At 67.2% G+C, this 22,226-nt stretch carries 14 protein-coding genes; 3 read left to right on the top strand and 11 right to left on the bottom strand.

What is annotated here, in order from left to right:
- Positions 1-469 precede the first annotated feature (469 nt).
- The 3 genes from SJY41_RS06730 to SJY41_RS06720 are packed head-to-tail and all read left to right on the top strand — an operon-like array spanning position 470 to position 5,176.
- The gene (locus tag SJY41_RS06730) at positions 470-2,215 is read left to right on the top strand and encodes a type I secretion system permease/ATPase (protein WP_380780206.1); all 1,746 of its coding nucleotides are present in this window, start codon (positions 470-472) and stop codon (positions 2,213-2,215) included.
- Positions 2,212-3,585, top strand: coding sequence for an HlyD family type I secretion periplasmic adaptor subunit (locus tag SJY41_RS06725; RefSeq protein ID WP_380780204.1), 1,374 nt, complete (start codon positions 2,212-2,214; stop codon positions 3,583-3,585). Before SJY41_RS06730 ends, SJY41_RS06725 begins: the two co-directional genes overlap by 4 nt.
- Positions 3,575-5,176 carry a TolC family protein gene (locus SJY41_RS06720; protein WP_380780202.1) on the top strand — a complete coding sequence of 534 codons (1,602 nt, stop codon included), beginning with the start codon at positions 3,575-3,577 and terminating at the stop codon, positions 5,174-5,176. The genes SJY41_RS06725 and SJY41_RS06720 overlap by 11 nt, the downstream gene beginning before the upstream one ends.
- 33 nt (positions 5,177-5,209) lie before the next feature.
- Here the strand turns inward: SJY41_RS06720 and pelF are convergent, their stop codons facing one another.
- The 11 genes from pelF to SJY41_RS06665 form a co-directional block, all read right to left on the bottom strand.
- Entirely contained in the window at positions 5,210-6,721 is a 1,512-nt protein-coding gene (gene pelF / locus SJY41_RS06715) for a GT4 family glycosyltransferase PelF (RefSeq protein ID WP_380780200.1), read from the bottom strand.
- Positions 6,718-7,656 (bottom strand): hypothetical protein, encoded by a 939-nt coding sequence (locus SJY41_RS06710; protein WP_380780198.1) that lies wholly within the window; start codon positions 7,654-7,656, stop codon positions 6,718-6,720. Before SJY41_RS06710 ends, pelF begins: the two co-directional genes overlap by 4 nt.
- Entirely contained in the window at positions 7,653-8,621 is a 969-nt protein-coding gene (locus SJY41_RS06705) for a hypothetical protein (protein ID WP_380780196.1), read from the bottom strand. The genes SJY41_RS06710 and SJY41_RS06705 overlap by 4 nt, the downstream gene beginning before the upstream one ends.
- Positions 8,618-10,093: a hypothetical protein gene (locus SJY41_RS06700; RefSeq protein WP_380780194.1), complete on the bottom strand. Its 1,476-nt coding sequence runs from the start codon at positions 10,091-10,093 to the stop codon at positions 8,618-8,620. Before SJY41_RS06700 ends, SJY41_RS06705 begins: the two co-directional genes overlap by 4 nt.
- A complete protein-coding gene (locus tag SJY41_RS06695) occupies positions 10,090-11,811 on the bottom strand; it encodes a hypothetical protein (RefSeq protein ID WP_380780192.1) in 1,722 nt (573 codons plus the stop codon). The genes SJY41_RS06700 and SJY41_RS06695 overlap by 4 nt, the downstream gene beginning before the upstream one ends.
- Positions 11,808-12,704, bottom strand: a complete 897-nt coding sequence (locus SJY41_RS06690) for an endo alpha-1,4 polygalactosaminidase (RefSeq protein WP_380780191.1) — start codon at positions 12,702-12,704, stop codon at positions 11,808-11,810. The genes SJY41_RS06695 and SJY41_RS06690 overlap by 4 nt, the downstream gene beginning before the upstream one ends.
- Positions 12,701-14,098: an exopolysaccharide Pel transporter PelG gene (gene pelG / locus SJY41_RS06685; protein WP_380780189.1), complete on the bottom strand. Its 1,398-nt coding sequence runs from the start codon at positions 14,096-14,098 to the stop codon at positions 12,701-12,703. The genes SJY41_RS06690 and pelG overlap by 4 nt, the downstream gene beginning before the upstream one ends.
- Before the next feature lie 24 nt (positions 14,099-14,122).
- Positions 14,123-17,518, bottom strand: coding sequence for a M10 family metallopeptidase C-terminal domain-containing protein (locus SJY41_RS06680; protein ID WP_380780186.1), 3,396 nt, complete (start codon positions 17,516-17,518; stop codon positions 14,123-14,125).
- Between the two features lie 236 nt (positions 17,519-17,754).
- Positions 17,755-19,215, bottom strand: a complete 1,461-nt coding sequence (locus SJY41_RS06675; RefSeq protein WP_380780184.1) for an aminotransferase class I/II-fold pyridoxal phosphate-dependent enzyme — start codon at positions 19,213-19,215, stop codon at positions 17,755-17,757.
- 226 nt (positions 19,216-19,441) lie between these two features.
- Positions 19,442-21,220 carry a diguanylate cyclase gene (locus tag SJY41_RS06670; RefSeq protein ID WP_380780182.1) on the bottom strand — a complete coding sequence of 593 codons (1,779 nt, stop codon included), beginning with the start codon at positions 21,218-21,220 and terminating at the stop codon, positions 19,442-19,444.
- A gap of 78 nt (positions 21,221-21,298) precedes the next feature.
- Positions 21,299-22,174 (bottom strand): SDR family oxidoreductase, encoded by an 876-nt coding sequence (locus tag SJY41_RS06665; protein WP_380780180.1) that lies wholly within the window; start codon positions 22,172-22,174, stop codon positions 21,299-21,301.
- Positions 22,175-22,226 lie beyond the last annotated feature (52 nt).

The following is a 22,226-nucleotide window of genomic DNA, read 5'->3' as shown; positions in this document are numbered from 1 at the left end:
GCGACCTCAACCAGATCGACGCTCGTAGGGCGCTTGGCCCTCGAACGGTTGAGCCTGATGGAGACGTCGGTGTCCGCGGTGCTGTGCAAGATCGCCTTTGGGACAGCTGGACCAGCAAGGCATTCGAAACTAAACTCTTCGTTCGATAACGGTCGGCCAGGTTTTGGATCGTTATAACTAAGTAATCCTTGCGCCTGAGGTGCCTTCGCCATTTTGCCACGCAGTGGTTGATGTCCGCGAGGTAGCCGAACATCGGGGCGATCAGCGAGACATGGCCTTAGACATGTTCGTTAGGGTGACGATATTGCCGATTGTAAGACCGTAATCGCCTGCGGCATGACGGTGTGGTGAAAGTTCGTTCGGATCTTCTCGAACTGCCGCTATCGGACAACCGGCATGTCTGGCGTGCCTGAAGGTCGCAGGCGTCGGAGAAACCGTTCGTTTAACCTTTCGTGGCTAAGCGGTCGTCATGCCGACGTTATCCTCCGCGCCTGCGACGGCACCATCCGGACACCGCCAGAATGCCTTGGCCGACGCCGTCCGTGGCTGTCGACGCCATCTGGTGTTTGCGGCGCTGTTCTCGGGGCTGGTGAACGTCCTGTACCTCGTGCCGTCGATCTTCATGCTGCAGGTGTACGACCGCGTGGTGCCGACGCGGGGCGGTGCGACATTGTTGCTGCTGACGCTGATCCTCGTGCTGTCGCTCATCGTGTTCGCGATCCTCGATGCGGTGCGTATGCGGTTGCTGTTGCGCGCGAGCATGCGGCTCGAGCGCCGGGCGGCGCCGGGCATATTGCTGCGGATCCTTGGCACCGACGTTGCGACGATCGGCCAGCGTAGCCAGGCGATGCGCGACTTCGACACGGTACGCGGCACGCTGACCGGGCCGACGATCATCGCGCTGTTCGATGCGCCCTGGGCACCGATCTATATCGGCATCGCGTTCCTGCTCCATCCGTGGATCGGCGTACTGGCGCTGGTCAGCGCGCTGCTGCTCGGCGGGATCGCGATCCTCAGCGACCGGGTGACGGCGGGGGCTGCGCGCGACACGCATGCGCGGGCAGTGTTGGCGACGCGCGAACAGGACGTGTCGATCCACGGGTCGGAGGTCGCCCGGGTGATGGGGATGCGCAACGCGCTGATCACCCGGCACCTGCTGGAGCGCGCCGAACTCGTCCGCCGTCAGTCGGCGCTTGCCGGCACTGCGGGACAGTTCCTTGCGATCACCAAGTTCCTGCGGCTGTTGCTGCAGTCGCTCGCGCTGGCGCTCGGGGCGTTGCTGGCGATCCGGCAGGATATTTCGGGCGGTGCGATCTTTGCGGCGTCGCTGCTGCTGGGGCGTGCGTTGCAACCGGTCGAGCAGATCCTGGGCGCGATGAAGCCGCTCGCCGCCGCGCGCAACGCCTATCGCGATCTCGATGCGTTTTGCGCGATGCCGGGGCCGGCGATCGATGCGACCGTCCTGCCGACGCCGGTCGGCCGGATCGACGTTCGCGGCGTCACCGTCCGCGCCGAAGGCAGCGATCGGGCGCTGCTGTCCGATATCAGTTTCGCGGTCGAGCCCGGCGAGATCGTCGCGCTGGTCGGTCCGAGCGGGGCAGGCAAATCGACCTTGCTGCGCGTGCTGTCAGGCGCCTTGTCGCCCGATACGGGCGAGGTGCGGATCGACGGTGCGAGCCTGGCTGACTGGAACCGCGAGCAGCTCGGCCGCCATGTCGGGTATATGCCGCAATCGCCGTCGCTGTTTCCGACTTCGGTCCACACCAACATCTCGCGGTTCCAGTCGGTGCTGGCGGGCGAGAGCGAGCAACTCGACGCCGCGGTGGTCGAAGCGGCGCAGGCGGCGGGCGCGCATGAGGTGGTCCTTGGCCTGCCGCAGGGTTATGCGACGATGCTGAGCATGGCGGACGGATCGGGGCTGTCGGCGGGGCAGAACCAGTCGGTCGCACTGGCGCGCGCGCTGTTCGGCACGCCGACGATCCTGTTCCTCGACGAACCCAACGCACACCTCGACAGCGACGGCGAAGCACGGCTGGTGACGACGCTGGCGGCACTGCGCGCGCGTGGCGCGACGGTGATCGTCTCGACACATCGCACCGGGCTGCTCCAGGCGGTCGACAAGATCATGGTGCTGCGAAACGGCACGATCCAGCTGTTCGACGAACGCGCGAAAGTCGTGCGGCCGCATGTCGCCGCAGCAGGGGGCGCACGATGATCCCCGCCGAACTGGCTAGCCCGGTCCCCGCCGCCGGTGGCGCGAGCCTGGCGGATCGTCTCCGCCTCGATGATTCTCCGCGACATGCGATCCTGGTCGGCGCCGTGATTGCGATCCTGTTCTTTATCGTCGGGCTCGGCTGGGCAGCGTTCGCGCGGCTCGATGCGGCGGCGGCGGGCGACGGTCAGGTGGTCGTCGCCGGCAACCGCCAGACCGTCCAGCACCGCGAGGGCGGGATCGTCGCGGCAATGGCGGTGCGCGACGGCCAGCACGTCCGCGCTGGCGAGATCCTGTTCCGCCTCGAAGGCGCGGAAGTGACCGCAAGCGAACGCGCGCTGGCCGCGAGCGTCATCGACCTCCAAGCACAACGCGCGCGTCTGGAAGCTGACGTCCGCGGTAGTGCGATCGTCTGGCCGGCAGAGTTCGCCTCGGCACGAGGGGACGATCTGCGCCTCGTCGAGCGGGCGAAGTCGCTCCAGATCGCGCAACGCACGGCGCGCTCGGCGGCACTGGCGGCAAACGGCGCGGTGCTCCGCCAGCAGGCGGCGACCGTCGCGCAGCAGACGACCGGTTTCAACGCACAGGCACAGGCGACCGCTCGGCAGCGCGCGTCGCTTCGGCAACAGCTGGAAAGCACCCGGGCGCTGGCCGACCAGGGCTATGTCTCGCGGAACACCGTGCGGGCGATCGAACGCTCGATCCAGCAGCTCGAGGGGACCGACGCCGACTATGTCTCGCGCTCGGCGGCGGCGCGCGAGCAGATCGGTCAGACGCGCGCGGAGGGCGTGCAGACCCAGCGCAAATATGTCGAGGACAGCGCCACGTTGCTGCGCGACACGCAGTTCCAGTTGAACGAGGTGATGCCCAAATTCGCCGCCGCGCGTGAGCAGTTGGCGCGCACGATCATTCGCGCACCGTTGGCTGGTCGCGTGGTCGGCTTGCGCGTGTTCTCGGTCGGTGGCGTGATCCAGCCGGGGCAGGCGATCCTCGACATCGTTCCCGATGCCGCGCCACTGGTGGTCCGCGCGAACTTTTCGCCCGGCGACATCGATGGCGTGTTTGCCGGTCGCGAAGCCGAGGTGAAGTTCCTGTCGCTGCACGAACGCGACCTGCCGATCCTGCTCGGCAAGGTCCGCACCGTCTCCGCCGATTCGCTCCGCGACGAGCAGACCGGCCATAGTTACTTCAGCGCCGAGATCGACGTGCCGCGCGACCAGATCGCCAAGATCGAAGCGGTGCGCGGTCGCGATACCGGTATCCGCGCGGGCGTACCGGTCACCGTCCTCGTCAAGCTGCGGTCACGCACCGCACTCGACTATCTCCTCGATCCGTTGACCGAGGCTTTTTCACGGTCGCTCCATGAACGCTGATATCCTTCGTCTCGCCGCTGCCATGCTGGTGCTGCCCGCGGCATCCGCCGTCGCCCAGACGACACCGGACGCGCAGCCTGCCGCCTCCGAAACACTGGGGCAGGCGATCGCCGACGCCTATCGCAGCAATCCCTCGCTGGAGGGGCAGCGCGCGCAACTCCGCGCGCTGGACGAGCAGATCGTCCAGGCGGGGGCGGCGTACCGGCTCAACGCGGGCGTCAACATGACGCTGCAATACCAGTCGCAGGACCAGCGCGGCCTGCTCGGCGATTTCGATACGGCACGGGGGCGGACGGTCGGCGCCTCGTTGAGCGCATCGCAGATCCTGCTCAACGGCGGGCGCACCGCGGCACAGGTCTCCGCGGCCGAAGCGACCGTGCTGGCGGGCCGTGAACGGCTGCGCGAGGCGGAGAACGCGATCCTGCTCGAAGTCGTGGATGCGTTCGTGTCGGTGCGGCGCGACCAGGCACTGGTGGCGATCCAGCAACGGTCGCTCGATTCCTACGGACGTCAGGTCACGCAGGCGATCGCGCGCGAACGCGGCGGTGACCTGACCCGCACCGACATCGCGCAGGCGCAGGCGCAGCGCGAGATCATCCGCGCGCAACTGGCGCAGGCGACGGTCAACCTCCAGGCGAGCCGAGGGCGGTTCGCAGCGGTGGTCGGGCGCAATCCCGGTAGTTTGCTCGTCCCGCCGACGTTGCCCGGCCTGCCTGGCTCGCTTGATGCGGCGTTTGCGGTGGTCGAGAAGGAGAGCCCGAGCCTGTGGCAGGCGATCCTTGCCACCAAGGCGGGCGACGCGCGGATCGCCGCGCAACGCGCCGAACGCGCGCCGATCGTCGCGCTGTCGGGCAGTTATGGCTATGCGAGTCCGTATTCCTATCGCCTGCGTGATGCCGGTGCGCAGGCGACCGGTGGGGTCACCGTGACGATGCCGCTGCTGACCGGCGGCGTGATCGGATCGCGCGTCCGGGCCGCAGTCGCCGAACGCCAGCAACTCGGCTTCGAGGTCGAGACCGCGCGGCGTGCCGCGCTGGCCAACGCGCAGAACGCCTGGAACCAGGCGGTGGCGGGCGGCGAGCAGATGGCGGCGGGGAAGCTCGCGACCGAGGCCGCGGAGTCCGCGCTTACCGGCGTCCAGCGCGGCTTCTCGGAGGGGTTTCGCTCGAATTTCGAGGTGCTGGATTCGGAACAGCGCCTGCTGACCGCGCAACTCGTCTCCGTCAACGCTACCTACGGCGCCTATGCCGCGGAAGCGCGCTTGCTGGCGACGCTCGGGCGATTGCAGGCGGCGGCGATCGATCAGGCCGTACCGACCTACGATCCGGCGCAGAACACCCGGCGCGTGCGGGCGAAGACGTTCGGCCCGTTCGATCCGGTTCTTGCACCGATCGACCGCGCGCAAATGCCATCTGGCACCGCGCGGGTCGCGCCTGTGCTCGCACCCGCCATCGACGCGCGGATCAGGCCGGCAATCGTCCAGGTGTTGGCGGGACCGGTCGGCTCCGCACTGCCGATCGCGACCATTCCCGTGCTTGCTGCGCCTATTGCTGCAGACCTGAGCGACGCGGTGGTTACCGGCGGGACGTGAGCCGATCCGGACGCGCGCAGGATGGCACGCGCGTTATCGTTCGATCAGGGTCTGGTAGAGTTCCGCATAGGCACCGATGATCGTGTTGTGGTCATAGTCGCGACGTACGCGTTCGCGCATCGTCTCGCCCATCGTCAGTCGCATCGCGGGATCGCCCGCGATTGCCAGTATCCCCGCCGCGGTCGCTGCCGGGTTGACCAGCGGCGTGACGATCCCGCCATGCCCCGAATCCGCCCCACCGCGCCCCTCGATCATCTCGCGGCAGCTGCCGACGTCCGGTGCCACCACCGGGATCCCGCACGCGCCGCCTTCCAGGATCACCAGCGGCTGCGCTTCGGACAGGCTGGTGAGCACGAGCAGGTCGATCTTCGCCATCCAGTCCTCGATCCGCACGCGCCCGGCAAAGCGGAAGACCGGCGTCAGTGCCAGATCCTCGACCAGCCGCGTGCATTCGGCGGCATATTCCGGATCTTCGTCCTCGGGGCCGAGCACGACGAAGCGGATGTCGGGGCGTTCGGCATGCGCGATCGCGGCCGCGCGGATGAACGTCTTCACGTCCTTGATCGGCACAACGCGGCCCAGCAACGCGACCAGCGGATGCGCCGGCTCGCGCTGGTCCGGGAGTGCCGAGAACCGCTTCGAATCGATGCCGTTGGGAATGACGCGGACACGCTCGGCCGCTGCTCCCAGTCGGCGCTGCACCGCAGTATTCTCGCCGTACAGCGCGACGATCGGATCACAACTGTCATAACAGGCAGTGGCATAGCTTGTGAACGCACGGACCCACAGGTCGCGCAGATCGCGGACGCTGCGCTCCAGCTCGAGCCCGGTATCGACCTGGTCGCCGATCCAGTCCGCCATCATCACCTCGATCTGGCGTTCGAGCAGGTAGATGCCGTGCTCGGTGATGAACGCCGGGCGCCCGGTCTGGCGCGCGGCGCGGGCGGCGAGCAGGCCTGCGAACCCGGTCGAGATCGTGTGGTACGCCTTTGCGCGGGGCAAGGGCGTGGTCAGGACTGCGAGCAATCCGCCCAGCAGCACGCGCATCGCCCAGAAATAATGGTGGAACGACGCCTTGGGCAGCATCGCCTGGTAATGGCGCCTAAGCCGCGCGAAGATCGCCGGGTGCGACAGGATGTCGCCAGGCGCAAGCGGCCGGGTGCTGCCGCCGATCACGTCGATCAGCGTCGCGAGCCGATCCGCGCCACCGGTCGCGACGAACGCGACCAGCGCATCGGCGATCGGCACTGCGATCCGGTCGGGGATCGCGCGCGGCACCGCTGGCGCGGGTGCGAGGCCGATCTCGACCACCGCGACGACGTTGGGCGGCGGCGTCAACTGGAACGGGAGGAGTCCGGCGCCCGGCTTGATCGCGGCGATCACGAACCGGACATCGGGCAGATGCGTGATCAGGTCCTGCAACCATCCGGACACGCCACCGATCACATAGGGGTAGGCGCCCTCGACGATCAGGCAGATGTCGGCGTCGGGGATGTCCGGCGACACCGGCTGCGAGCGTTCGGCCAGCGCGGAGAGCGGGATCATGCCGCCGCCCCCGTCAGCCACCAGGTGGCCAGGCTCGTCGCACCGCGGTGTGCCGGGTCCATCGGCGCATCGATCCGCTGTGCCATTGGCGCATCGTTCCGCCGCGACGCGGCCTCGATCGCCGTCGCGATCTGGTCTATCGCCGCGTAATCGCCTGCGGCCCACAATGTTTCCATCATCAACGCATCGCGCGTTCCGGATCGCGGTTCGTCCGTCCGGGACGGCACTGCTGCAACCATGGTCGCGACCGCATCCTCGCGAAGGTGGAGCCGCTGCGAATCGGACAACAGCACGTCCGAGCGGGCATGGTCTCCGAGCAGCTTGGCCAGGGTCATCGCTGCATCCGGATCGGTGCCATCGGCAACGCGCGCCGACAACCGCGCGCGCGCCAGCACCAGGTTCTCCGCGACCCGGGCCGACGCCGCCGCCGCCAGCGCCCGGATGGTCTGATCGCCATCGGTCAGCGCCAGCGCGATCAGCGGCGACAGCGCCGGCTCGAACGATCGCACCACGGTCTCCAGCGCACGCCGCCGCTCGGCAACCGAGCCGTGGCGCATGATCGTGACCAGTGAGTTCAGCGTATCGGGGGCCGCATGATGCACGCGCCCGTCGAGCATCCGCGCCACCGCCAGACGCGCGCCGCGTTGCGCGGAACGCCCGGCGACCGGGCCGAACATTTCGTCGTCGCTGCGCTGACTGGTAAGCCGAGACAGGCGGCCGATCGGCAGCGCGACGAGCAACCCGAGAGGCCCCAGCACGCCGAGCATCGCCGCCGCAAAATTGGCTGCGGCACCGCGACGGAGCCACAGGGCAAACCCGAGCGCGCTGAACACAGCATGCGCGGCAAGCCCCCAGCCGGCCGCGGCTCCGGACATCCAGCAGGCCGCGAGGACGATTACTTCAAGAACCGAGAGTGCAACAAGACGCAGCGTCACGCGACCAGCCCGGCGGATCTCACCGGTCGCTGCGTCGCATGCGCCGTATCCGTGAGCAGCGGCGTCAACCACGCGGCGATCTCAGCGAGTTCGGCGGTACGGCTGGCGTTCAGCGTCTCGAACGGCAGCGCATGGAGCACCAGGCAACCGACGACCTCGCCGGTCTTCCGGTCAGGCAAGGCGATCGCAGCGACACCGATACCGTCGAGTACGTGCCGGTCGCTACGCTTGGCGACGTGCAGTATCGCGTGGTGGCGCTGTGCCCGTTCCAGCAACGCCGCCGGCAACGTGTCGCGTCGCCCTGCAGTGACCGGCCCGCGGATCCAGGCGCGCGCCTCACCGCCGGTGACCCGGTAGCAGGTGAAATCCGGAGTCCGCGCAGCGAGGGCGATCAGCTCGCCGATCGCGGCGCGTCGGGCGGCCGGGTCCTGCGAACTCAGCCGCGTTGCCGTATCGATCGCATGGCCGACGGTATGCGCCTCGGTCGCGATCTGGACCTGCAACTGGCGATTGGTCTGTGACAGCGTCGCGAACGCCTCGGTCAGCCGTGCCAGGTTGCGCGTCGCGACACGGCCACGCTTTTCCAGCCGATCGTGCCGCCCGGTCCGCGTGATCGTCACTTCGCCGATCACGCCGGCCAGGACGAACCACATCAGCGGCTGCAGCGACAGATGGAACAGATGGTCGAGATAGTCGCGCTCGCCCGGGTCGTCGTGAACATGCGCGAGCCATAGTGCCGTTGCGATGGCGGCAGCCAGCACACCGGGGCCGGTGCCGTAGGCTAGCGCCATCATCAGGACCGGCAACCAATACGGGTTGGGCTGGACGCGCGTGAATCCGGTTCCGCCGGTCAGCCACCAGTCGAGCACGATCAGCGTGGCAAAGGCGATCGCCATCTCGGCGGCAACGCGCGCGGGGCGGCGCCACCGGGTCCGCCACTTCGGGGCCTGTTCGTCGTGCGTCACTGCGTATCCCCAAGGCTGCGCGTCAGCAGCGCCCGCGCGTAAAGTTGCCGGCCCGAAAAGCCGGGGCGGGCGATCGACGTGATGCCGCCGCTGCCCTCGACCCGCCACGCGACTCCGATCGGTGCGGCGATACCAAGGCTGGCAGTAGGCCCGTCGCCTCCGAACCGGTCGACGGTCCACCCGGCCAGCGCGGTCATCTGCACCGCGCCGAGCGCACCGCTGACCAGCCCCTGGACAGTATGGTTCTCGCGCGTGGCGAGCGGGATGAGGGCGAGGTCGCCGACTCCTCTCTGCATGCGCTGGACATATTCCGCCTCGAATCGATAGGTCAGGCCGAGCGCCGGAAACTGCCGTCGGATCAGGTAGTCCAGCCCGCCGTTCGCGACGATGGTGTCGCTCGCACCGCTGCTGCCGGCGAGCCCGTAGCGGTTCGCACCGAAATCGCCTTGCGCGACCAGCCCCGGGGTCAGGCGATAGGTGACGCCGAGCAGTGCACGCGACAGATACCCGCCCGCCAGGACCTGCGCCGGCGTCGAGTAATCGGGCATGTGACGGGTCAGCGTCACGCGGAACTGCGCGTCGGCCGATCCCGCGACGGCCTTCGCACCGCCTCCGGTAACGCCGTCGTCGAGCGCGGCCGAAGCGAGCAACTGCACCCGGACCGCGCCGTCGAACGCGGCGGCCAGCGAGGCGTCGACCACGGTATCGCCCGTTCGCACGGTCCGTGCGTCTTCGCTGACCCGACTGGCAATATGTCGGAGGCCGCCACCGGCGACGAGGGTGTAGCCGACCGCGGCGTCGACCCGCGCCGCGAACTCTGCCTGCGACAAGTCGCTGCCGTCGCGCGCGGTGACGCCAACGCTCGCGGTTCCCGGCGCGGCGGCGATCGCACGGCGGGCGGTCAGGTCGTCCGCTGCGAGCGCACGGTAATCGCGCGCCGCCCCGCGCACGTCGCCATCGGCAAGCCGCGTGTCGGCGCGCATGCGGGCGGCGCGCCGGTCGGTTGGATAGCGTTTCGCCAACGCCGTTGCGGCGCGCCGTGCCTGCCCCGAATACCCGGCCGCGGCATCCGCCTCGATTGCGGTCAGCGCGGCCTCGGAAGCGCTGTCGTCCACGCTCTCGGGGACACCATCGTTCGAAGCCGGCGGCGAGAAGGCGAGCGCGACCACCGGGCCCGCCTGTCGCCACGTCATCGTCCAGCCGGCGGCGGGACGCAGGACGAGGCTGTCGTCGTTCCAGCGCAGATCGCCGATCGCATCCCCGGCGGCGTCACGGAACGCCACGATCCGGTCCGGCGTCACCGGGTGATCGAACCGCGCGACCAGCTCCCCGTCGCGGTCTTCGATGCGGACGACCGCGTCGTCGGGCCAGGCGAGCACGGCCTCGGGCACCACGACCCGACTGTCCGCGAAGACGGTGCGGGGAACGGTCAGCGCCGGCGCGTCCGTCAGGCAGAGCAGCAGTGCGATCATTGCGCCAGCACTGTTCGCGCCCGCCCGGCCTGTCCCTGCGCGATCAGCAGGCGCGCGTGCAGCGCGGCGAGCGATCGGTCGTGCGGGGTATCGGCACGCAATGTTTCGACCAGCGACAAGGCGTCGGCCCGACGACCGAGCTTCTCGAGTATTTCCACGCGAGCCTTGCTCTCCGCAGGTGTCTGCGCGAGCGCACGGTCCAGCCAGGGACGCGCAGCCCGATCTCCACCAACGCGTGCCTGCACATCGGCCATCAACCGCAGCGCCGGCAGGTCGGTCGGGGCCGTCTCCAGATGCGCGTCGAGCCATTTGGCCGCGCCCTTCGCATCGCCCGCGTTCCACGCCGTCCAGGCAAGATCGAGCTGGTCGCGTGGCGCCGCGACCCCGGCCGCGACGCGGCGTTTCGCGATCGCTGCCGCTTGGGCCGGTTCGATCCTCGCGGGGGCCGCAGCGGACAGCGCCGCGACCTGCGCAGGATCGAGCGCGCGGCCGTCCAGCAACGATGCCAGCACCGCACGACCGGCGGCATCATTGCCAGCCGTGCGGGCCAGCGACAGCCGCATCAGCATCACGTCGGTCTGGCTCGCGAGCGGATGCCGCGACACGAACGCCAGCGCCTCGCCCGGCCGGTCGCGCTCGACATAGCGTGCCAGCCACGCGCGTTGCTGGGCCCCATTGCCCTGCAGGCTCTGCTGCTTCAGCCAGGCGAGATCGTCGGACTCCGGCCGCGGACCCATCAGGTACAGCGCGCGCTGAGCGGCAGGGGCGGTCGGTGGCTGCCCGGTCGCTGCCCGCCGCAGCACTGCCGCCGCATCGGCACGGTAGCCCGACGCAAGCAGTCGTTCCGCCTCCCGCTCGGGTTGCGCATCCGGCGCCGCGGCACGCGCCAGCAACTCGGTACGCAAGCTTTCACGGTCGCCCGCTGTGGTCAGGATCGCCTCGCGCGCCGCCGGACGCTGCTCGACCGGCAGATAGTCGGCAGCCTTCAAGCCCGCCGCGGTATCCTTCGCGCGCGCCGCGACCCGGATCGCCAGCCACGGATCCGCTGCACGCCAGTTCGCCGTCGTCGCCGTGTCGAGCAGTGCGATCAGGTCGTTGCGCCCGGCCTTGTCGGCGCGCCGGGCCAGATCGAGCGACAGCGCGGCATCGGGTGACGGTACGACGTGGTTCGCCGCTGCCACGATCACGAGGTCGGGCCGATCGATGGCATAGGCCGCCGCAACGATGTCCGCAGCCGGCACCGATCCGCGCTTCTGCGCCGCCTGCGTGACGAGCGTCGACGCATCCGCGGTTCGCCCGGCCTGGCGAAGAAGATCGACACGCAACCGCCACGTCGCCGCCGCCTCGCCATCGGGCCGTGCCGCAAGATAGTCGAGCGCCACCGCCGGCCGCTTTGCCGCGACCAGATCATAGGCGACCTGCATCGTCGACACCGGCTGACCCGCCGCGATCAACTGCGTGGTCAGCGCGGCCAGCGCCGCTGCATCGGCCGTCGCGATCTGCGCCGCGATCGCCGGATGCGCAGGCGCCACCGCCGGGGGCGATACCGGCGCGACGGGCAGCGAACTGCTCGCCGTCGGCACCGGCCGTGCGCGACGCTCGGCGTGAAGGATCTCGCGGTCGTTCGGCAATAGCATCAGCCCGCCCGCAAGCAGGCCAAGCCCGGCGATTGCGGGCAGGACGATCGCGAGCCGTCCGCGTCGGCGGTCGATCCTCATCCGGCCGGCTCCGGGACCAGTCGGTCGAGCGCGAGCGTCGCGACATAGGGGCTGAACCCCGCCGCCCGTTCGCGCGCATACAGTGCCGCGACCTGTTTGGTGTCTGCCGGATCCCAGTAATCGAGCGTCATCAGGCTCAAGGCCGGGTTCCGGACCTGAGCTGCGCGCAGGCGACCGGCCTGCCACGCCCAGTCCGAATCGCTGAGCAACTCATAATGCTTGGCGGTGAAGTTCCACCGCGACGCCATCGCCTCGCCTAGCAAATAATCGATCTTCGGCGCGACGTCGGGCAGCAGTGCATAGCCGCGGTTGAGCATGATGCGGATCCTGGGGAAGCGCGCGCGCACGGCGGCGATCAGCGACACGCCTGCCGCTACCATGCCCTTGTTGGCCGCCGGATCCTGCCGTTCCATCGCTTCGGCGTTATCCATCGTATCGATGAAGATTCCGTCATAACCCAGCGCCAGGATCGCGGGGACGAGGCGGTCGAGCACCGCCGCGCGCCACGCCGGATGACGCAGGTCGGCGAGCCGCGCGTCGGGCCAGTTGGGATTGGCGGCCCTCAGCGCACCGGCCTTTTCGAGCGCGGTGAAATAGGGCCGGCTTCGCTCGACTTCGCCGAAGCTGACATAGCCGAGCAGGATGCTGCCGGGTCCACGAAGCGGTGCGATCGGGCGGGCATGGTGCGGCTCCAGCACCAGCAAGGCGCACGCCTTTGCCAGCGCGGGATCGGTCGTTGCGCCGTAATCGACGCCCCAACGGCGTGCCGTGCTGGCGCGCGGCTTGGCGGTGGCGTCCGACCGTGATCGGAAGCCGAGCGTCAAGGCCGTTGCACCCAGCGCCAGCATCCGCCGCATGATCTTCCGGCGCGGCATATCCGTACTTCCCGTCATAGCAGACGCCCTCCATGCCCCACGACCGAGGGATTGTTGCCGACGAACAGCAGGTAGGTGAGGTTGACCGTGGCCTCCGCGACCAGCGCGATGCCGACCGACGCACCGACCACGGCGCCGGCCATATAGCCCCAGCCGAATGCGGCAAACCCTGCATCCCATTGCAACAGTGTCGCGACGCCGCTGCCGACCGCGAAGGCCGTCCACGTCAGCAGGATCCGACCGAACAGGTCGTAATAGGCCAGCACGACGGTCGTTGCGATCACCACGAGGTGGAAGACGGTGCCAAGCGAAGTCTGGCGGAACGCGAAGATCGCGCGCGCGTCTGCGCCGATCAGCTCGAACAGCGGCACCGCGAACACCCAGGCGAGCGCGGCGACCAGCACCTGCACCAGCAGCATGATCCGCAGGCCGTCGAACATCGTCCGCGCGAGTTCGCTGCGCGCCTCCTCGATCCGTTGCAGCGTCGACGTGCCGGTACACCGGACGATCATGTCGCCGAACGCGCGATCGAAGCGGGTCTCCGTCACGATCAGCAACAGCGTCAGCCCGGGGACCATCGTCAGAAGCCCGAGAAAGCTGCCTTGGTCGTTGATCGGATTGAGCCGCAACAGTCCGATCGCGCGGATGCTGTCGGGCCCCGCCCACAACAGCCATTTGTCGATCCAGATCGCGACGACCCCGGCGACGCCTGCCGCCGCGACGATCCACGCGAGCCGCAGCGCCATCGCATCCCTCTCGGGCAAGACGGGCAGCGCAGAGAAATGCCGGCGGATCACCACCATGATCGCGGCCAGCGTCAGGCCGATACCGCCGGCGATGACCGCGAGCACGACGACGACGTTCGGCGTTGGCAGGAGCCACAATATCAGCGTCGAAAAGCCGATGCCGAGCAGGTAGGCGAGGGGGATCGCGCGGTAGCGGCGCAGCGCGGTGAGCAGGGGCGCGGCGATCCAGACCTGGGTGAGCCAAGCGAGGATCAAGGTCGCGAGCGCGGCTTCGCCAAGCGGCAGCCCGGCCAGGTATCCGAACACGGTGGCGCCGACGGCAAGCGCGATCGCGCCGCCCGCAGCGAGGGCCACCAGCATGATCCCCGACACGCCGCCCGCATCGCGCGCGAAGATCCGATCCGCCACCATCCGGGTTGCGAGAATGCCGACCGGTGCAGCAGCGAGTGCGGACAGGCTGAACGCATAGACCAGGATCGTCTGGACGGTCCGCGCGCCGCCCGCGCCGAGATGCGCGCCCGACCAGTGGTTGAGCATCGCCATCGCGACCGCGGTGATCAGCCACGGCCCGGCGCTGATCACAGCACCAAACGCGGCGGCGCCGACGATCCCGCCGACGCCGCCCTCACGCGCGGTTTTCGCTAATTGGAAGCCTATGCCCGCCATAACACCGCCGGCCTATGCCGTGGGCTACATGAAGAAATCGTTCGCAGACAGGACATGGTGGCCGGTCAGCGCGATGGAGAAATCGGCAGCCGAACCGCTGTCGGTGTTGCCTTCGACGACGGTGAATTCCTTGCCGCCGATCATCTGGTAGCTGTAGCGGAGCTGCCCCGGTGCGGTGAACTTGCCGGTCGTGCCGATGAAGCTGAACGCCTGGTCGCCGCGTGCGAACAGCGACGTGTTGGCGTCGATCATCGAGAGATCGATCTTGTCCTGCCCGACGGTAAAGTCGGTGATCACGTCGCGCGAAGACGATGCCGGGCTGTCGCCCTTCACCTCGAAACGGAAGATGTCCGCGCCTGCGCCGCCGGTCATCGTGTCCATGTCGCCGCCACCGATCAGGATGTCGTTGCCGTCGCCACCGTTGAGGATGTCCTTGCCATCGCCGCCGATCAGCGTGTCGTTGCCCGCACCGCCGTTGAGCGTGTCGTTGCCGAGGCCACCGGTCAGGCGATCGTTGCCGCCAAGCCCGTTCAGCACGTCGTTGCCCCATCCGCCATCGAGCACGTCCTGCTCGCTGGTGCCGTTGATCGTGTCGGCGAAGATCGTGCCGGTCTTGGTGATGCCGACCACGTCGGTCACGCCGATAGTCAGCGTCTGCGTGTCGATCGCACCGCGCGCATCGGTCGCGACCACGGTCACGCCGTAGATATTGTCGCGGTTGGCGTCGGTCGGTGCTTCGTAATCGGGCGCCGTGACGAACTTCAGCACGCCGGTCGTCGCGTCGATCGAGAAATTGGCGCCGTCGCCGCCAGCACCGATCGAATATTTGATCGAATTGCCCCAGACCATGTTCGCGTCGGTCGCGGTGATGGTGGTCAGCGCGGTGCCGTTCTCGGCAATCGACAGCGATCCCGTCGTGCCGCCGCCGAACGAGGTCAGCACGGGATCGACGTTCGCCTGATGGCCGATCTTGACGTCGTGGACGCCGATCGCGCCGAGATCGATCGTCAGGATCTCGCCGATCTGGCTCGCGATCTTGCCACCGCTGATCGTCGTCCAGTCGGTGCCGGGGGCCTTCAGGTCGACCGTGACCTTGCCTTCGCCCTCGACCGTGAACGCCAGGTCGCGGCCGTCGCCGCTCAGCGTCGTCAGCGTCGCGCGCATCGGCAGCGCGGTGATGTGCGTCACGTCGTCCGCGACCGCGCCCATCGTGATCGCATAAGTGCCGCCCGCCTTGGGCAGGAACACCGTGTCGGCGTCATAGGCATACCAGTTGGCGACGCCCTTGATCACCTGGCCGCTGCTCTGGCCATCGACGTCGAGCGAGAAGGTGCCGGTGGTCGCGCCGACCGTCGCAGTGATCGTGTTGCCGACCACGGTCGAGGTGATCGTCGCATTCTGGAATGCGCTGACGCGCCCCGCGAGATCGGCAAGCGTCACGAACTCGACGCCAGCAGCGGCGGCCTGCGCGATGAAGGTCGTGAACATCTGCTTGGTATACAGGCTCGTCTCGCCCTCGCTGGCCCACATCGTCGGGCCGTAATCGTGCCAAGGCCACACGATCACGGGCGCGTCCGCATTGGCTGTCAGCGCGCCGAATTCCTTCGCCCAGGCTGCGCTGGCCTCGGCGACGGTCTTCTTCTGGAATTCGATCAGCGAGAAGTCGAACGACGTGTTCGGCGCCAGATAGACCTTGTCGTCGGCGGCGTTCTGCGGCGTCATGTAGCCGATCGCGTTCGGATAGCCCGCACCGACGCCCGAATAGCCGCCGCTGAGATACGTCACGTATTTCAGGATCTCCTGGCTGGTCGCGATCTGCTCGGGCGCGCCCGGCACCGCGGCCCCGCCGACCGTGACGGTCTTGCCGAGATACGCGCTCAGCTGCTTTTCGAGTTCGGTCCGCGACTGGCCGAACTCGAACGCGATCTGCGCGTCGGTGAGCAGGTTGGTGTCCATCGGGTGCGTATAGCTGTGCGTGCCGATCTCGTTGCCCGCATCGAGCAGCGCCTTGTAGACCGGCAGCGACACCGCCCAGTCGGTCGCCTCGCCATTGGCCGCATCGTTGCCGATGTTGACGTAATAGCTGCCGACGAAATTATAGTTGGTCTTCCACTCGGTCAGGATCGGCAGCAGCTTGTCGTAAATGCCGGGCGCGGTGCCGGCCGGATTGACCTCCTCGATCTGCTTGCTCTGGTCCATGTCGACGCGCGATGCGAACAGCCCGGCCTGGCGGGTCATCTGCAACCCGACCGACAGGCCATCGCCGTGCACGGAATAGTCGATCGCCTTCTGCAGCAGATTGTCGTCGGCCATCACCGCTTCGCTCGAGAACAGCACGTTGCGCCCGCCGGTCTGCGTCGCGATCGCCGCCGAATAGGTCTGGCCGTTGATCGTCTCCGTGGCGATCGTCGTGCCGGTTCCGCTGACGCTGGTGAATGCGTTCCAGCCGACACCGGTATATTGGCGGATGACCTGGCCGTCGCTGTAGCCGTCGAGCACGAGGTGCGACGCATCGCTCGCCTTCACCGTCACGTCGGCGGGGAATCCACCGGTCACGCGCGTGGCGTCGAACAACAGTTTCATCCGCGAGTAGGAATCGCCAGCGAGCGCGATGTTGTCCGCGCCGTTGGTCATGAACTCGCCCGCTGCGACCAGGCCGATGCCGAACTGCTTGGTCGCCTGTTCGAGCGTCTGCGCGATCAGGTCCGCCTTGCTCGCGTCGACGTTGCGGAACGACGGGAAGACGATCGTGTCGTACTTGGCGAGCGTCGCCAGGCTGGTCAGGTCGCCTTCGGTCAGGATGTCGAACGGTACGCCGGCCTGCATCGCCTGGCTCTGCGCCGCCATGAACAGCTGCGAATAGGCGGTCTTGCTGAAATAGGCGTTGGCGGTCGAATCGGACCAGACGATCGCAATCCGGTGCGACGGATCGGCGACGATGCCGGTATCGTTGAAGACGGTGAACGCGGGGCTCGAATAATTGCCCGGCAGGAACGCGGTGTCGTTGACGTCGTAGATCGTGTCGATCGCGTTCGGGTTGCCGATTGCCGCCTTGGGCACCTTGAACTCGACGGTCGTACGATCCGCCGACCACGCCGCCTGCAGGCCGCTGGCGATCAACGTCTGCCCGGCAGCCCCGCTGTAGAGCGACACCGTGCCATCAGCGGCGAAGTTCACGTTATACTCGGCGCCACCGGCAAAGCCGAAAACTTGATAGCCAGTCGTCGCGTTACGATCGGTGTTGAGCCACGCGGTGGTGTTCGCGCCGATCGTGGTCGGGGCGGTCATCGCGAACGCGAAATCGGCGCCGTCGCTGCGGGCATAGATCGCGTAGCCGGTGCCCAGACCGCGATCGATCCGATCAGCGGCGGTCCAGTCATTCAGGTTTCCATCAAGAATTACCGGTGTCGCGTTCGCCATCATTCGTCCCCGTTTTAATCACGGGCTGCATGAAAGCGCTAAAGCTGCTCATCATGAAGCTCGAGCGCCTCCTAGTGGATACAGTCGGCCTTTCGAACAGCTTAGATGCCTGGCTTCAGCCAAACCTGTATCAAGGTGGTACGGCAATAGCGCCTCCGATACCGGAAGCCGTGGTGGGGCGCGATCCACCTATTTGCGACGGATGTTAGCTTTGGAGTACCGGTCCGGTTGCCATTTCAGCCATGTACGACCCTGACGGTCACTTCAGTGGGATCGACGGGATCCATGACGAAAGCCCCGGCATCACGGTTCGCCACGAGCCATGCGACATGCGCAACGGTGATGCGCTGGCCCGGCACCAGTCGAGGAACGCCAGGCGGCGCGGGGGCGATCATCTCGGCCGCGATCCGCCCCGCAGACGCCTCGTAGGCCACCATCTCGGCAGGGCCGTAGAGTGCCGCAAGCCCGGGCATCGCCATGTCGACGGACAGGGTGCCGATCCCAGGCACAGGCGAGATCGCCGGGAGGAGCGAGGGATCGGAAGCGAGCTGAGCCACCAGATCCTGCAAGCCGCGGACGAGCTTGCGAAGATCGGATCTGGTCGTGCCCAGCGACAGAACCGCCAGGATATGGCGGGCGTCGGACAATCCCATGCTGATCCGGTGATGCTTGTAAAGCCAGTCGTCGACGGCGTACCCCGATACGCCCAGCGCCGAAACGTCGATCAGCACTTTCGTGACATCCAGATCGGCATCACGCGGCAATTGGTCGTGACCGAACACGCGCAAAGGTGCGATACCGGCAATCTGCTTCCGCAACCGTTCCGCGAGCTTGATGACCCCGGTCCATAACTGCTCGCCGTTGAGCGCATGGTCTCGCCGGGTCGCGTCGAGCGTGGCTAGAATAGGCACCGATGGGCTGGTCGTTTCGAACAGCTCATAGGCCATCCAAAGTCGCTGCCGATCGATCAGGTCGCCCTTGGCAACGATCACCGACCCTTGCGCAAGCGCGCCCATGGTCTTGTGCGCACTGTAGACAGCGACATCCGCCCCCTTGGTAAGCGGATCGTCTGGCAGGCCTTCACAGAATGCGAAGGCGCCACCCCAGGCGGCATCGACGATGAGCGGAATGCCGTAATCGTGACAAACAGAAGCGAGTGCCGCGATGTCACTCGTGACGCCGTAGTAGGTCGGGCTGATGACGATGAATGCCTTGGCGGTTCGATGAGCCGCCAAGGCTGCGCTCAGCGCCTGCGGCTCGACGCCGTGCTCGATATCCCATTCCACGTCGATCTGTACGGGCACGATGACGGCATCGATCCCTGTCGCCAGCGCGTAGCTACGCTCGGCTTTGTGGGCGTTCGCAGCGATCAGAATAGTGTCGCCGGGCCCCGCGACGGACGCCATGACCGTGTGAAGGCTCTGGGTGGAGCCGCCTGTCACAAACCTGCAGAAGTCGGCATTCCAGGCCTCCGCCGCGATCTCGTGCGCACGTTGCAGAGCCAGCTTGCCCTCGGTACGATCGTCGAGCCCTTTTGGCGTCAGCACGTCGGCTTCGAAAACCCGCTTGCCTAGCAGCGCCTTCATTCCTCCGGGAATGGCCGATCCCTGGTTGTGGCCGGGCGCGCCGAAGCCGACAACCGGCCGCTTTTCGATTGCCGCCAGCGCATCGGCCAACGGCGCACTCTTCTGATCCATGCCAAACCCTCTCATGATCGAGTGGGTCAAACGCGCGAAGCCCGGAAAGCCCCATTACGAACATTGATCTTGTTTACCAAACAAGCAGTTACCGTCTGAAGGCGCGAGTGCTGGCCCGGCCGCATACCAGTCTGGACGGGGCTACTCTTGCCAAGATCCGTCGACTACAACGCTCCCTCCGAAAGCGTCCGACACGCGATCGACGCAGTGACACGATAAGTACCGCTCACCCGGCAAGCGAAGAGCGGTTTCGGCCCTCATCCTTTGACTGGTAAAGCGCGCGATCGGCGCGTTTCAGCACGTCGAGCGGATCGTCGCCAACCTTCATTGTCGCAATGCCTATACTCACCGTGACGTGCACCGGCCAGTCGCCAGCACGCACGACGTCCGCCGCGACGGCTTGGCGGATGCGTTCGCAGACCGAGTGGACGCGGTCGAGCGGGACTTCGCGGAAGACGATACCGAATTCCTCTCCGCCGATCCGCGCGAGCATGTCGCCATCCCGGATCTGCAACCGCGCCGTCCGGGCGAACGCGCGCAGCACTTCGTCGCCGATCGCATGCCCGAACATATCATTCACGCGCTTGAAGTGATCCAGGTCGAAGATCGCGATGCAGCCTGCTTTTTCGCGCTCAGATGACACCGATAGCTCGGAGAGCGCGCGATCGAACGCGCGCCGGTTGCACACGCCTGTCAGCGGATCGGTGAGCGCCGCTTCCGTCAGTTCCGCCTCGTGTTGGCGGCGGCGCGAAGTTTCGCGCACCGCGCTGACTGCGCCCTGCACCGCGCCGCGCTCGTCCGTCACCGCGCGCGTGTGTGTCTCGAACCACCGAACCTCGCCACCCGGCACGACGCCGCGGAATTCGACCGTAAAGGTCCGATCGGGACTCCGCAGCGCCTTGATATGCACGGCGCGTACTGCGTCACGATCGGGCTCGGATACGAGCGCACTGCTCTGTTGGCCGATCAACTTATCCGGATCGTGCCCAACCAACAAACGGATCGATGGCGATGCGTACCGGATCACCCCGTTCACATCGAGGCTGAGCACGATGTCGGTTGAATTTTCGGTGATGAGTCGGAACCGCGCCTCGCTGTCGCGCAACTGATCGAACAGCTTCTTGCGGCGCGTCAGGTCCGCGGCGACGGGCAGAACGGTCAGCACCGTAACGGCCAGGTACAATTGCAGGAACTGCAGCCGTTCGCCGAGCCCGGCGTGGATCATGTTGACTGGCCCAGCGCCGTGCAGCGTGAGTATCACACCGATCGCGGTCAGCACGACTATCGCCATCGACGCGCCGATCTTGCCGACCCGGAAGGTGATCAACATCAGCGGCAACGCCGGTAGGAAGAGTAGCGGCAGGCTGGTCTGTGCAAAGACGCTGATTGCGGTGATCGCGACGAATAGCAGCAGCAGGATCGCTTCGACCAGGTCGCGCCGCTGCGTTTTGCCCCACCACCGCTGTACCTCCCCGCCGGCGATCTGCACGAAAATCGGCGTGAACGTCACTGCGCCCAGCGCATGGCCGACGACCAAGTGGAGATAGTTCTGGCCGACACCGGTGCCCGAGGTCCGGTCGATGATGATCGCGCCGAGGACGCCTGTGGTGCAAGGCGCGATCAGTCCGGCGGCAAGTAGGAAACCGCCCAGGTTGCGTGGCGAATCGAGCCCCGTACGATGGATGCGCCAACGCCCTATCAATGCGGCCGCGATCACGGGTTCGAGAACGTTGGCGGTAGCAATGAACGGCGATGCTGCCCAGCCAAGTCCCCACAACCCAGCCGCAACAACGCCTGCAATCCAGGACAGGATGATCAGCCCCGGCCACCGGGCGGACCGGCAGGTCCCCAGAGATGCCAGGAGCACCGCGTTCGCCACCCAGATGAATGCGGCACCACCGCCAAAACGCGTAAGCGCAACGGCCATGGCGCTCGCAGCGAAATAGCCGCACCCGGTCAGTGCCGATCTGATCGCGCCCGGCGATGTTAGGCGTCCGATGCGCATGATGCTGCCATAAGACCGCAAGGTTAACGATCTATCGGCCGTCGCGGGTAGGGCGCTCTGAATGTCCGCAACCGGGTCTCAGGAGACGGGCACGCCGCCGGTCACGGCGACGACATTGCCGGATATGTAACTCCCTTCTGACGAGGCAAGCAGCACGTAGGCGGGCGCGAGTTCGGAGGGCTGGCCTGCGCGGCCGAGCGGCGTGTCCTGCCCGAGCGCGTCGAGCTCTTGCGGTGACTTGGCGATCGGCTGGATCGGCGTCCAAATCGGGCCCGGCGCGACCGCATTGACGCGGATGCCGTCGGGGGCAAGCAGGTTGGAGAGGCCGACCGTCAGGCTGGAGATCGCGCCCTTGGTCGCGGCGTAGACGATCATGGTTTTGCCCGCGACCTTGGCCTGTTCGCTGGTCGTGTTCACGATGGCCGAGCCGGGCTTCATGTGCTTTGCGGCGGCCTTGGCGAGGCGGATCATCGCGAAGACGTTAACGGCGAAAGCACCCTGCATTTCGTCGTCGTCGATGCTGTCCAGGCCCTCGTTCATCGTCTGCGCGGCGGCGTTGTTGACGAGAATGTCGAGGCCGCCGAACTCCGCGACGGTGCGCTCGACCAGCGCGATGCAGTGATCCCGGTCGTGAATGTCGCCGGGCAGCAGCAGGCAGCGACGGTTGGCCTTCTCGATCCAGGCGCGCGTCTCCTCGGCGTCGGTCTGTTCGTCGGCAAGATACGAGATCGCGACGTTCGCACCCTCGCGTGCGTAGGCGATCGCGACCGCGCGGCCGATCCCCGAGTCCCCGCCGGTGATGAGCGCTACCTTGTCCCGAAGGAGACCCTTGCCGACATAGCTCTCCTCACCGTGATCTGGCTTGGTACGCATGTTCGCTGTCAGGCCGGGTTTCGGCTGCTGCGGCTCGTCCGGAAAGCGTGTCGGCTGGCTGGTGCGCGGATCGTCGGTCATGTCGGTTCCTGTCCATGGGGCTGCGGCCAGAACGGATCGCGATCAGGAACGT

This window comes from Sphingomonas sp. R86520 (assembly GCF_042466285.1).
Lineage (GTDB): Bacteria > Pseudomonadota > Alphaproteobacteria > Sphingomonadales > Sphingomonadaceae > Sphingomonas.
The sequence above is the reverse complement of the archived record's forward strand: the minus strand, read 5'-3'. Positions and strand labels throughout refer to the sequence as shown.

Coding starts and splice junctions, on each gene's coding strand:
- SJY41_RS06730 (WP_380780206.1), top strand. CDS start 470: ATGCCGACGTTATCCTCCGCGCCTGCGACGGCACCATCCGGACACCGC.
- SJY41_RS06725 (WP_380780204.1), top strand. CDS start 2,212: ATGATCCCCGCCGAACTGGCTAGCCCGGTCCCCGCCGCCGGTGGCGCG.
- SJY41_RS06720 (WP_380780202.1), top strand. CDS start 3,575: ATGAACGCTGATATCCTTCGTCTCGCCGCTGCCATGCTGGTGCTGCCC.
- pelF (WP_380780200.1), bottom strand. CDS start 6,721: ATGATCCCGCTCTCCGCGCTGGCCGAACGCTCGCAGCCGGTGTCGCCG.
- SJY41_RS06700 (WP_380780194.1), bottom strand. CDS start 10,093: ATGATCGCACTGCTGCTCTGCCTGACGGACGCGCCGGCGCTGACCGTT.
- SJY41_RS06695 (WP_380780192.1), bottom strand. CDS start 11,811: ATGAGGATCGACCGCCGACGCGGACGGCTCGCGATCGTCCTGCCCGCA.
- SJY41_RS06690 (WP_380780191.1), bottom strand. CDS start 12,704: ATGACGGGAAGTACGGATATGCCGCGCCGGAAGATCATGCGGCGGATG.
- pelG (WP_380780189.1), bottom strand. CDS start 14,098: ATGGCGGGCATAGGCTTCCAATTAGCGAAAACCGCGCGTGAGGGCGGC.
- SJY41_RS06680 (WP_380780186.1), bottom strand. CDS start 17,518: ATGGCGAACGCGACACCGGTAATTCTTGATGGAAACCTGAATGACTGG.
- SJY41_RS06675 (WP_380780184.1), bottom strand. CDS start 19,215: ATGGATCAGAAGAGTGCGCCGTTGGCCGATGCGCTGGCGGCAATCGAA.
- SJY41_RS06670 (WP_380780182.1), bottom strand. CDS start 21,220: ATGCGCATCGGACGCCTAACATCGCCGGGCGCGATCAGATCGGCACTG.
- SJY41_RS06665 (WP_380780180.1), bottom strand. CDS start 22,174: ATGACCGACGATCCGCGCACCAGCCAGCCGACACGCTTTCCGGACGAG.